Annotated in this window: 13 protein-coding genes; 12 read left to right on the forward strand and 1 reads right to left on the reverse strand. The window is 35.5% G+C overall.

Translation table 11 applies throughout. The features are described 5' to 3' along the window. Positions 1–3: 3 nt before the first annotated feature. From PSR14_RS09340 to PSR14_RS09395, 12 genes are all read left to right on the forward strand, one after another. A complete protein-coding gene (locus PSR14_RS09340) occupies positions 4–1,578 on the forward strand; it encodes a flagellar M-ring protein FliF C-terminal domain-containing protein (protein ID WP_000413185.1) in 1,575 nt (524 codons plus the stop codon). Between the two features lie 13 nt (positions 1,579–1,591). Further along, the gene (gene fliG / locus PSR14_RS09345; protein ID WP_000883350.1) at positions 1,592–2,596 is read left to right on the forward strand and encodes a flagellar motor switch protein FliG; all 1,005 of its coding nucleotides are present in this window, start codon (positions 1,592–1,594) and stop codon (positions 2,594–2,596) included. Then, the gene (locus PSR14_RS09350; protein ID WP_000051728.1) at positions 2,583–3,269 is read left to right on the forward strand and encodes a FliH/SctL family protein; all 687 of its coding nucleotides are present in this window, start codon (positions 2,583–2,585) and stop codon (positions 3,267–3,269) included. The genes fliG and PSR14_RS09350 overlap by 14 nt, the downstream gene beginning before the upstream one ends. Next, positions 3,266–4,570, forward strand: coding sequence for a flagellar protein export ATPase FliI (locus PSR14_RS09355; protein WP_001064657.1), 1,305 nt, complete (start codon positions 3,266–3,268; stop codon positions 4,568–4,570). The genes PSR14_RS09350 and PSR14_RS09355 overlap by 4 nt, the downstream gene beginning before the upstream one ends. 117 nt (positions 4,571–4,687) lie before the next feature. Then, the gene (locus tag PSR14_RS09360) at positions 4,688–5,098 is read left to right on the forward strand and encodes a hypothetical protein (RefSeq protein ID WP_000360867.1); all 411 of its coding nucleotides are present in this window, start codon (positions 4,688–4,690) and stop codon (positions 5,096–5,098) included. Further along, positions 5,091–6,221 (forward strand): flagellar hook-length control protein FliK, encoded by a 1,131-nt coding sequence (locus PSR14_RS09365; RefSeq protein WP_000344732.1) that lies wholly within the window; start codon positions 5,091–5,093, stop codon positions 6,219–6,221. The genes PSR14_RS09360 and PSR14_RS09365 overlap by 8 nt, the downstream gene beginning before the upstream one ends. Before the next feature lie 3 nt (positions 6,222–6,224). Further along, positions 6,225–6,803, forward strand: coding sequence for a flagellar hook assembly protein FlgD (locus PSR14_RS09370; protein ID WP_098487363.1), 579 nt, complete (start codon positions 6,225–6,227; stop codon positions 6,801–6,803). 16 nt (positions 6,804–6,819) lie between these two features. Beyond that, complete coding sequence (flgE, locus tag PSR14_RS09375; protein WP_001992744.1) at positions 6,820–8,043, forward strand: flagellar hook protein FlgE; 1,224 nt, start codon at positions 6,820–6,822, stop codon at positions 8,041–8,043. 49 nt (positions 8,044–8,092) lie between these two features. Further along, positions 8,093–8,428 carry a DUF3964 family protein gene (locus PSR14_RS09380; RefSeq protein ID WP_000198182.1) on the forward strand — a complete coding sequence of 112 codons (336 nt, stop codon included), beginning with the start codon at positions 8,093–8,095 and terminating at the stop codon, positions 8,426–8,428. 383 nt (positions 8,429–8,811) lie between these two features. Then, positions 8,812–9,297 (forward strand): LysR family transcriptional regulator, encoded by a 486-nt coding sequence (locus tag PSR14_RS09385; RefSeq protein ID WP_098487364.1) that lies wholly within the window; start codon positions 8,812–8,814, stop codon positions 9,295–9,297. Between the two features lie 128 nt (positions 9,298–9,425). Further along, positions 9,426–10,334 (forward strand): chemotaxis protein, encoded by a 909-nt coding sequence (locus PSR14_RS09390; protein WP_000075952.1) that lies wholly within the window; start codon positions 9,426–9,428, stop codon positions 10,332–10,334. 560 nt (positions 10,335–10,894) lie between these two features. Then, complete coding sequence (locus PSR14_RS09395) at positions 10,895–11,842, forward strand: DNA-binding domain-containing protein (RefSeq protein WP_406644236.1); 948 nt, start codon at positions 10,895–10,897, stop codon at positions 11,840–11,842. A gap of 92 nt (positions 11,843–11,934) precedes the next feature. Here the strand turns inward: PSR14_RS09395 and PSR14_RS09400 are convergent, their stop codons facing one another. Further along, on the reverse strand, positions 11,935–12,735 hold the full coding sequence (locus tag PSR14_RS09400) for a flagellin (protein ID WP_098487365.1): 801 nt from the start codon (positions 12,733–12,735) through the stop codon (positions 11,935–11,937). Between the last annotated feature and the right edge of the window lie 12 nt (positions 12,736–12,747).

Raw genomic sequence — 12,747 nt, forward strand, 5'->3', positions numbered from 1 at the left:
TAAATGGAAAAGTTAAAAAATGTTTTCCAATCGTTAAAAACGTGGCATAAGTTAGTCATTGGTGCTGCGCTTTTAGCAATTGTAACAGGAGCACTTTTATACTTCACCTTGCCAGATAAATATGTTGTTGTATATCAAAATTTAAATGATGCAGACAAGCAAGAGATTACAGCAGAATTATCGAAGCTAGGTGTCGATTACCAATTAGCAACCGATGGTTCGATTCGTGTGCAAAAAAATGATGCTCCATGGGTTCGAAAAGAAATGAATGGAATGGGCTTACCGTTTAACTCAAAAAGCGGTGAGGAAATTTTATTAGAAAGCTCGCTCGGTTCAAGTGAGCAAGATAAAAAAATGAAGCAAATTGTCGGTACGAAAAAGCAATTAGAGCAAGACATTGTAAGAAACTTTGCGACAGTTGAAACGGCAAATGTTCAAATTACATTACCTGAAAAAGAAACAATTTTTGATGAAGAAAAAGCAAAAGGAACAGCCGCAATTACGGTTGGTGTAAAGCGTGGTCAACTATTAACGGCTGATCAAGTTGCGGGTGTACAGCAAATGATCAGTGCAGCAGTTCCTGGTGTAAAAGCAGAAGAAGTAAGTGTTATTGATAGCAAAAAAGGTGTTATCTCAAAAGGGGCAGATGAAGCACATTCTACTAGTTCCTCTTCTTATGAGAAAGAAGTAGAGATGCAACACCAAATTGAAGGTAAATTAAAGCAAGATATCGATGCAACATTAATGACGATGTTTAAACCAAATGAATATAAAGTGAATACGAAAGTATCTGTAAACTACGATGAAGTTACACGTCAGTCTGAAAAATATGGCGATAAAGGTGTGCTTCGTAGTAAACAAGAGCAAGAGGAAAGCTCTACTGCGCAAGAAGGTGCAGATACGAAGCAAGGTGCTGGTATTACAGCGAACGGTGAAGTGCCGAACTACGGTACGAACAATAATCAAAATGGCAAAATCGTCTACGATAATAAAAACGGTAACAAAATCGAAAACTATGAAATAGATAAAACAGTTGAAACGATTAAGAAACACCCAGAGTTAACGAAAACAAATGTTGTTGTATGGGTGGATAATGATACGTTAGTAAAACGAAGAATTGATATGACGACTTTCAAAGAAGCGATTGGTACAGCAGCTGGACTTCAAGCTGATCCAAATGGGAACTTTACAAATGGTCAAGTTAACGTTGTAACTGTTCAGTTTGATCAGCCGAAAGAAGAGAAGAAGAAAGAACCAGAAGAAAGTGGTATAAACTGGTGGTTAATCGGTGGTATTACAGGTGGCTTATTAGCGCTCTTTGGTCTAATATGGTTCTTCTTAGCTAGACGTAAGAGAAAGAAAGAAGAAGAGGAATATGAAGAATACTTAGCAGAAGAGGAAGTTGCTGCAAGTAGTGAAAGTATTATGGAAATTCCGGAAGAGAAAATAGTACCAGAGCCAAAACCTGAGCCAGAACAACCGAAAGAACCAACGTTAGATGAACAAGTGCAGGATGCTACGAAAGAACATGTAGAAGGTACTGCAAAAGTAATTAAAAAATGGTTAAACGGACAGTAAGGGAGGAACAACGATGTTAGATGAAATCTCCTCCAAAGAAAAAGCTGCCATTCTCATTCGTACATTAGATGAAGAGGTGGCAGCAAAAGTCATTGAATATATGACGGCTGAGGAAAAAGAAGTGTTGCTTCGTGAAATCGCGAAGTTTCGTGTATATAAACCAGAAACGTTAGAGAATGTGCTAGGGGAGTTCTTATATGAACTAAATGTAAAAGAATTGAACTTAGTCACTCCAGATAAAGAGTACATTCGTCGCATATTTAAAAATATGCCAGAAGACGAGCTTGAAAAATTATTGGAAGACCTTTGGTACAACAAAGATAATCCATTTGAATTCTTAAATTCACTTACAGATTTAGAGCCACTTCTTACAGTGCTTAATGATGAATCACCACAAACAATTGCAATTATCGCTTCTTACATTAAACCGCAACTTGCTTCTCAATTAATTGAGAGATTGCCAGATCATAAGCGAGTAGAAACGGTAATGGGTATTGCGAAACTAGAACAAGTTGACGGTGAACTCATTAATCAAATTGGTGAGCTATTAAAAGCTAAATTAAATAATATGGCGTTTAGTGCAATCAATAAAACAGACGGCTTAAAAACAATTGTGAACATTTTAAATAATGTTTCACGAGGCGTTGAAAAAACAGTCTTTCAAAAGCTGGATGAAGTTGATTATGAGTTATCTGAGAGAATTAAAGAAAATATGTTTGTCTTTGAAGACTTACTTGGTCTTGAAGATCTTGCGCTTCGCCGTGTGTTAGAGGAAATTACAGATAACGGTGTCATTGCAAAAGCGCTTAAAATTGCAAAAGAAGAAATTAAAGAGAAATTATTTACATGTATGTCTTCAAACCGTAAAGAGATGATTCTGGAAGAATTAGATGGCTTAGGACCACTTAAGATGACAGATGCTGAGAAAGCGCAGCAAATGATTACAGGTACGGTGAAAAAGCTAGAGAAAGAAGGAAGAATTATCGTTCAAAGAGGTGAAGATGATGTCCTTATTTAAAAACAGAATTCCGAAGAATTCTGTTTCTTTTTCTGAAGAAACGTATGAATTACAATTTCCAAAACCAATACCAGTTTACGCTGAAGAAGAAATACAAGTAGATCATGAAGAGCTTCGTGCACAGCAAGAATCGTTACATATTGAAATGCGCCAACTAAGGCAAGAGCAGCAAGTGTTAGAACGAGAGCGTCAACAGCTATTGCAAGATAAGGAACAATTTCAAATGCATGTTCAGCAGCAAATGGAACAGATAGAATCTGCACGTTTGCAGTTTCAAAAAGAGCAACAAGAAACAGCATACGAATGGACAGAATTATTATGGGATCAATCTTTCCAACTAGCAGAAAAAATTGTGAACCAAGCAGTAGATTCGCGATTACTTGATGTATTACCTATTTTAACTGGCATTGTTCAAACATTGCCTACTTCGTTTGAAAAACTAGTCATTACAGTACATCCAGAAACATTTGAACGTATTCAAGAAGAGAAGGAAAATACGAAAGAGTATTGGCTACTACAATTAGTAGAATGGAAATATGATTTTACCTTACAGTTTGGTGAATTTGTTCTGGAAGAAGAGAAAGAGTTCTTTGAATTTAAATTTGCACCTATATTTGCGAAACTTCGTCAAAAATGGGAAGAAGAGAAATTATTTGAGGAGCAAAATGTATGAACAACCAGCTCATAATCGAACATAGTAAATGGAATACGTTTATTGAAACGCCGTTCTATACGAAAGTCGGTAAAGTTCATAGTGTACAAGAACAGTTTTTCGTAGCGAAAGGACCGAAAGCAAAAATTGGAGATGTTTGCTTCGTTGGGGAACATAATGTTTTATGTGAAGTAATTGCGATTGAGAAAGAAAACAATATGTTACTTCCATTTGAACAAACAGAAAGAGTATGTTACGGAGATTCAGTTACATTAATTGCAGAAGATGTTGCTGTACCTCGTGGCAATCATTTACTTGGAAAAGTGTTAAGTGCAAATGGTGAAGTGTTAAATGAGAATGCTGAAAACATTCCATTACAAAAAATAAAATTAGATGCTCCGCCGATTCATGCATTTGAACGTGAAGAGATTACTGAAGTATTTGAAACGGGAATAAAATCAATTGATTCTATGTTAACAATAGGTATCGGTCAAAAGATTGGTATTTTTGCTGGGTCAGGTGTTGGTAAATCTACTTTACTTGGAATGATTGCAAAAAACGCAAAAGCGGATATTAACGTTATTAGTTTAGTAGGAGAACGTGGCCGGGAAGTAAAAGATTTTATTCGAAAAGAATTAGGCGAGGAAGGTATGAGGAAAAGCGTCGTTGTTGTAGCGACGTCAGATGAAAGTCACCTTATGCAACTTCGCGCTGCTAAGCTTGCGACATCTATTGCGGAATACTTCCGAGACGAAGGCAATAACGTACTACTTATGATGGACTCTGTTACTCGTTTTGCAGATGCGCGTAGAAGTGTTGATATTGCTGTTAAAGAGTTACCGATTGGTGGTAAAACACTTTTAATGGAAAGTTATATGAAGAAGCTGTTAGAGCGATCTGGGAAAACGCAAAAGGGGTCTATAACAGGTATTTATACTGTACTCGTTGATGGAGACGATTTAAACGGTCCTGTACCGGATTTAGCACGTGGTATTTTAGATGGACATATTGTATTAAAACGTGAACTTGCAACGCTCAGTCATTATCCTGCTATTTCAGTGCTAGACTCAGTAAGTCGGATTATGGAAGAAATCGTGTCGCCAACTCATTGGCAACTGGCAAATGAAATGCGAAAAATTTTATCTATTTATAAAGAAAATGAATTGTATTTCAAATTAGGAACGATTCAAGAAAATACAGAAAATGCTTATATTTTTGAATGTAAAAATAAAGTAGAAGGTATAAATACGTTTTTAAAACAAGGTCGATCTGATAGTTTCCAATTTAACGATATTGTTGAAGCAATGCACCATATAGTATAAGACCTTGCGCTTCGCAGGTCTTATTTTTTTGTTTTTTAATATTTCACAGATTTTTTTGGAAAAAAACTATATAATAGAAAAAGAGAACGTTATAATAGGAAGGGGCTATGAAAACAGGTGGATAAGCAGCAGTACGACACGATAAAATTGCAAATAAATCAAGAAAAAGAACAGATTTTGAAAGAAGTGTATGAATTAACAGCTGAAAAAAGAAAAATAGAACAAAAAAAAGAATATGATTTATATGTTGTAAAATCGCGTAGTAAAGTTGTACAAGCTGGGCAACGTATAATGGCTGGCATGCTTTCGTCACATACGTTTTCACCTGAAAGAATAGAAGAATGGAATCGGAAAATTAAAAAAACAGAGGATTTTATTCGAAAAAATGAAAGCCTTTTAGAACAAGTAAAAGAAAAAGAACGTGTCATTGATGAGATGTATCAAGAAGATTGTAGAAAGCTTGCGAAAATACGAGAAAAGCAGGAAGAAAAAATGCTTCTTGATTTGAAAATGTGTATGAATGGATGAGGTGAATGTAGTGATACAGTCTGTATTACCGGTGCAACAAAGTTTACCTCCGCAAAAAGAAAAAGGGCTAGAAGTACAATCTAAAAGTGAAGATTCTTCATTCGATCGTGCGATGAGAATGGAAAACAAAAAGCAGCCGAAAACGGAGAAAACAAAGCAAGAAAATGCACCAGGGGATAGAAAAGAAAACATTCTTTCTAAAAAATCGGCAACGAAAGAAGAGCCTAATGTAAAGAAAGAAGAAAAAAAAGAGACAGAACAGTTATTGTTAGCTGTATCTGAGCAAATGGTTGCAATTGAGCAATTACGTGTGCAGCCAGAATTGTTATATCAATACATACAAAAAATACAAGAGCTATATAAAGAATATGGAAATATAAAACTTAACGAATTACCCGCAGGTGAATTACAACAATTACAAGAACTCATTTCTAATATAAATATCAAAAATGCTATATGTTTAGAAGATACAATGCAAATGGCATTAGACAAAGTGAAGATGCCAGAGCAAATGATGCAAATATTGAACGTTGTAGAAAAAGAAGCTTGTAATATTGCAAAGCAACAGGAAGAGTTCAAAGACTTAGATGGAGATCTTCCGAAAGCTGAGAGCGAAGATGTCAAGGTAGAGTTGCCAGAAGGTGATGTATTCAACGATTCGAATTCTGCCGGTGCAGAGTTATTAAATAAAGCGATAAGTACCGATCACATAGGGAAATCAAATAGTGGCGCTGAGAAAGTTTCATTGCCTGACTTAGGAAAGAAAATGGAAGCACAAGTAGAAGCCTTGCAAAAGTTTGTAGTGAAACAAGAGCGTGTTTTATTCCAGTTAAATCCAGAAAAACTTGGTACATTGACAGTGTTTATGAAAAAACATGGAGATCAAATTGATGTTCATGTGGAAATGGAAAAACACGATGCGAAGAAACGTGTTGAAATCATTTTTGATGAATTGAGACTGAAGTTAAAAGAAAAAGAAATTAATATTCAAATTAGCTATTCAGATAAAGATGAAAATCGTAAAGAACAGCGAGAACAAGAGCAAAGGCAAAAGCAGCAATTAGCAAGTACGAAACATGAGAAACAAGAATCAAAAGAATTTGCGGGATTATTGGAGGAATAAAGCGTGCCAACAGTTGGATTAAATACAACGAGTACAAATCATATTCCGTTGCAAGCAGGAGCGCAGAATAGGAACGCACCTGTTAACGGTGCACAACCGGCAGTAGGGCAAATGAATGGAGTATCAGCAGGAGAACAAAAAACTCCTGGAGTAATGGGAAAAGATGATTTTCTGAAATTGTTTTTATCGAGTTTCCAGCACCAAGATCCATTTAATGCGATGGATATGAATCAAATGATGAACCAAACAGCGCAGTTATCTCTTATGGAACAAGTACAGAATATGACGAAGGCGGTAGATAAACTGCAATCAACGATGTATTCAACAGCGCTTGATGGTGGGATGAAGTTTTTAGGGAAGTACGTAAGAGGTATTGACGGTGACGGTAAAAAAGTAACTGGTCAAGTAGAGACAGTTCGCCTCGCAGAAAATAACGAGGTACAGCTCGTTATTGATAATAAAGTTGTCTCTCTTCGTTTCGTTGAGAGAGTGTCTGATAAACCAATTGGAGAAACAAATCCAGAAGATGCGAAGAAAGATGATCAAAAAGTAACGGAAGAAGAAAAAACTACAAATTCATAAGGAGTGTCCATACGTTATGATTAAAGCGTTATATACAAGTATTACAGGAATGAATGCAACACAAAATGCATTAAGTGTAACTTCAAATAATATCGCCAATGCACAAACGGTTGGTTATAAAAAACAAAAAGCTATGTTTGATGATTTACTGTACAACAATTCAATTGGTGCGAAAGGCGACGATAGATACGCAGGGACGAACCCAAAAAGTATTGGTAACGGTGTGAAAATGAGCGGGACGGTGACGGATTATACCGATGGTACAATTACGTTAACTGGTGGTAAAACACAAGCGGCAATGGAAGGTAATGGTTTCTTCGTCGTAGGTGATTCAAAAGCTGGAAATATGGAATTTACACGTAAAGGGACATTTACAATATCTTCAGATTACTATATTACGAATACAGAAGGGCAATATGTATTCGCTTATCCAGCAGATCCATCAACTGGTAATGTTGATTTAACTGGTATTCCGGGACCATTGCAAGTTCCAATGGGATCAGCAATCGGTGGTATTCGTACGTCAAAAGGAGTCGTTGGTGGGAACATTCCAGCTGATGCAAAACAGATTACGCAAGAATTGCCTGTATACGATAATGCCGGTAATACATGGACAATGCGCGTGGAGTTTAAACAAGATGGTGAACATAATTATAAATATAAAGTATATATGCGTAACGACTCGAAAAAAGAAACAGCGTTTAACGAGGTTGATGGCGCAGGTGGTGAGGTGAAATTCGATGCGGTAGGGAAGCCGAATCCGGTAAACCCTGAAGCGAATATTCCATTTAATGGTGGAACAGTAAAAATAGATTTTAGTAAATTAACAAACCACCCGACAGAGAAAACATTAGCAGTAACAGATGTAGATGGTAGAGCAGCAGCGACTGTAAAAGATTGCTTTATTGCTGACGGTGGATATGTGATGGTAAAATACTCGGATGGAAGTATGAAAGCTGCGGGGCAATTAGCTGTTGCGATGTTCCCGAACGAAGGTGGCTTAATGAAAACTGGTAATGGTAACTATACAGCGACGAATACAACTGGTATTTTAGCAATGGGTGTATCTGGTCAAAATGGTGCAGGAAAAGTACGTGGTGGTGCACAAGAAGGTGCAAACGTAGATTTATCTGTAGAATTCGTTGACTTAATGCTATACCAACGCGGTTTCCAAGGGAATGCGAAAGTAATTAAAATTTCAGATGAAGTATTAAATGAAGTTGTAAACTTAATTCGATAATATATAATAAAGAAAAATTGTAATGTAGTAGAAAGGGTTTTTTATTCGTATGACAAGACAAGAACGAATTTTACAATTGCCTTTTTTCGAAAATAAACGTGAACTTGCAGAGCAAGTGTTAAAAATGGAACGAGAAGAGCATGTATATTTACCAGATCAATTTGAAATTAAGCAAGTACCTCCGTACTCATTTGGTGAAAAACAAGCAATCATTGGCCGTATTCATGAATTTTATTTCGTAAGTGTTGGTAGTGAGGGCGAGTGGAAGTATCAACTGTTTAAAGATGAGATGAAGTGCCGTGAGTTTTTTGTTACGTTATCAGGGATAACGGATCAGCAAATTGCGTTTTGGTTTAATAACATCGAGTTACTGAAAAGATCTTAAAAGATTTTAAAAGCTCTTTTTTTAGGTTTTGAGAGAGGACCTGGCGATGTGTGGTGGCGGTCAGTGCCTAATAGTGTCTCGACCGGTGTGTAAGACCAGAGATATGGAGAGTCGTTAGGTTAGTTGAAGAAGAGGTAAGTGAAGTGTAGTTGGAAAAGCTCTTTTTTAGGTTTTGAGAGAGGGCCTTGCGGTGTGTGGTAGCGGTTAGTGCCTATGTAGGTGCTCGACCGTTGTGTAAGACCAGAGATATGAAGAGTTACTAGGTTAGTTTAAGAAGATTTAAGCGAAGTGTAGTATGAATAATACCTGTGGTTTTAACGTGTTAGATGGACTAATAAGTTTATTTGTGATGATAGATTTTTATAAAAGGAGAGGTGAGGAGGATGGCGCAAAATAAGTATCGCGTTACATTCATTTCGCCGAGTGAGGTTGAGCAGCGGACTGTAATGACAGCGAGTAGTTTGCCAGATTTAATTCGTAAAGTAGAGAGTATTATTGCAGATCCTAACGGTTATTTTGTAAATGATAAAAAAAATAATTGCTATTTTAAAGTTATTAAAGAAAATGTTACTTTCATTCAATATGAGTTGCTATTTTCAGATAAAGAGATTCATATTGAAAAATTAAAACATATAGCACCGGCAGTATTAAAACGATTATTTGAAAAAATAAATGATCCGGAACTATATGCACTTGCGCTACTGGATGTTGATATAGCAACGAAAGAATATGTGCTAGAAGTAATGAATACAGAGTTAAGAATAAGAGTTGAAACAGAGCTTTCGAAAAAATGGGAAGCGATGCCGACAGAAATTGTAGGAGCGCAAGAAGTGTTATTAGAGGCCCTTGCTTCGTTTATAAAAGATTAATCGCCTGTTTAAATAAAGAAATGAATTGTTCGACTATCTATATTTTTTATATAGGTAGTTGACTTTTTCGTTTTAATAAAGCTTAATAATTAGATATACGGAAATAATGAAAGGGGAGCGACACCTTTATGTCACAAGCACAAAGTATTTTATTAGAAAGCGGAACAAATGAATTAGAGATTGTTACATATACTGTTGGTGAAAACCTATTTAGTATTAACGTAATGAAAGTACGTGAAATCATTAATCCATTCCCTGTTACAACTGTGCCAGAATCTCATCATGCAGTTGAAGGTGTTGTTCAAGTACGCGGTGAAATTTTACCAGTTATTAACTTAGCGACAGCTCTTAATTTAAAATCGACAAAGCCACTTGATCAAACGAAATTTATCATTTCAGAATTAAACCAAATGAAAGTTATTTTCCGCGTGGATGAAGTGCATCGTATTCAACGTATTTCATGGGAGCAAATTGATGAGCCAGCTTCATTATCTATGGGATTAGAAGAAACGACATCTGGTATTGTAAAACTAGATGGAAAAATCATCTTACTATTAGATTACGAGAAAATTGTATGTGAAATTAGCGGTACTGGTTATGATAATAAATCACTTTCAAAATTAGAACAAAAAACAGATCGCGGTGAAAAAATTATTTATATTGCGGAAGATTCAGCAATGCTTCGTCAAATATTAGAAGAAACATTATCATCAGCTGGATATACGAAAATGAACTTCTTTAGCAATGGTGCAGAAGCGTTAGCGCAAATTGAAAAGCTAGCGAAAGAGCAAGGAGAAAAAATGTTTGAACATATTCACATGTTAATTACGGATATTGAAATGCCGAAAATGGATGGACACCATTTAACGAAAGTAATTAAAGATAGTGAAATCATGAATCGTTTACCAGTCGTTATTTTCTCTTCCTTAATTACAAATGAATTATTCCATAAAGGCGAAGCGGTAGGGGCAAATGCGCAAGTAAGTAAGCCAGATATTCAAGAGTTAATCGGTTTAGTAGATAAGTTAGTGCTTTAAAAGCTTTTTTAGCTGGAATAGAGGAACTAGCCATGTGTGGGAGCGGTCAGTGCTTAATAGAGCCCTATGCGATGTGAGATTTCAATTAAAGGTTTGTAGATTCTATTTATAACTCTAGTCTTTTAGTGGGAGAAGGGAACTAGCCATGTGTAGTATTGGTTAGTTCCTTTTTGGTGTTCTATATGCTGTATAGTTGGAAAGATGGAACGTTGTTGGAGTGGTTGTATGTGTAAACAATCTTCATTTAAAGATTTTTGATTTGAAAATATAAAAAAATATTCTTGGATTATTTTAGTGAATTTTCGTGATAACGCAAATTTTTTCGGTGAAATTACATTCTAAATACCATATAATATAATTAAAAGTGATTAATATGCAATTATGCATATGAATGAAAAAATCTTTTTCTATTTCTATACTTTCTATACATTTTTATATGTTTATTATTTGACAGACAATTTTGAAATGTTATAATATGGATATGAAAAAATTTCTATTTTCTAAAAAGACATGGGAGTCAGATGAGAATTGTGAAAGGATGAGGGGGAGTGGCACAGATTATGTATCACCACACAGCAATCAATGTATTAAGTCTCTTACAAAACATGTCAAATAATAAAATGAACGATATGCAACTAGAAGCGGAATTTAAAAAAATAGAAAAACAATTCCAAGTAAAATATGAAGAACTAGTTGATTTACATAATAGAATGGTATTATTTCAAATAGATATAGAAAAACATGGCGGGATGCGAGCATATGAAAAATCAACGATTACATGGCTCAAGTCTGAACTAGAGTTACTGCATGAAGTGTATCAATTTTGCCAACGTCACAGTTTAAACATTATTAATATTTCAAAATATGTTAGTAAAAACGAACTAAATCTTTTTCCGAAAACAGAAAGTCAGTTACAAAATACGTATTACAAATTAAAAAAACGTGAAATACCGTTTGAAAATATTGAAAAACAAAAACCTGGACGAAAACGAAAATATACACCTGTAAAAGAAACAATCGTTGAAATGAAAAAAGAAAACAATCAAGTATTAAAAGAGGAAATCCAGCATAAAGAGAGTGAAAAAAGCCTCGTAACAGTTATATCTGGTATCGTTGATAACTTTGAGACAATTAGTCAACATAGTGAAAGAAAAGAAGATGAACTGCATCAGTTTATGGAAGGGATTTATAAGCTTTCTAGCATGGCTGCAGGGCATTTTAAAGAAGAGTCTAATAGAAGTAGTCTAGAAAGTGAATTGCGTGCGCTACAATTGGAAAACGAAAGGTTAAAACGAGAAAAAGAAGAACTCGTGCAAGATGTGAAAGATATGACGCAACATTTAATTAGTTTTATTAAAAGTTCGGATGTCAATCAAATTCGTAAATTACCAACCTTCGTACAAGAATGCAAAATAGAATTAAATAAGCTAGGTTTATATAATCCACAAGACGGAAAAATGAAAATAAGGATCGACCGTAGAGGACAAGTTATGACGGTAGCGCCATAAAAGTATTGGGTACAAAATAAAAGGGAAATACATGGTGTATATGTATTTCCCTTTTATTTTGTATGGAATCGTTTTAAAGAGTGGAAAGACAATTATAATTGCAGTAATTTAGAAACCATTTGCGGAATTTGATTTGCTTGTGAAACCATACTAAGTGCAACTTCAGTTAACAATTTAAACTTTAAAAAATCACTCATCTCTTGCGCCATATCCGCATCCTCAATTCGAGAAGCAGCATCTGTTAATGCTGTACTTTGGCTATTTAAATTTTCGATATTAAATTGCAGTCGGTTAATCATAGCCCCGAGATCAGCACGATGAAGTGATACATTTTGTAAAGCTTCTTCCATTTTACGAATCGCCGCTCTTGCTTCTTGTTCTGTTGAAATCTTGATGTCATGTTGTGTAGGGGAAGGGGGAATATGTTTCGTTACATTTACTGTATGACCAATATCATCTAATGTAACAGGACGGTTTTCATCGGCGAATACAGATAAATCATTAAACTCAGTCGTCTCGCCAATATAGCTAATTTGCTCTGTTAAAGACTGAAACTCTCTATTTAACGAATCACGGTTTTTATTTGAATTTGTACCATTTGCAGATTGAACAGCTAAATCACGCATACGCTGCAAAATATTCATCACAGTTTGAAGAGCAGCTTCTGCTGTACGTAGCATAGATATCGCATCCTCATTATTACGAATTGCTACACGCATACCACTTGCTCGTGCATGCATACGAGTCACAATCGCAATATTAGCTGGATTGTCAGAAGCGTTATTTAACTTCTTACCAGTCGCCAAATGCTCCATCGCAACATTCATACGCTTCTCATTCTCATACAACGACTGCCTAGCATTCAAACTTAAAACATTCGTACCAATACGCATAATAGACACTCC

The organism is Bacillus sp. A01H, assembly GCF_045277205.1.
Lineage (GTDB): Bacteria > Bacillota > Bacilli > Bacillales > Bacillaceae_G > Bacillus_A > Bacillus_A paranthracis.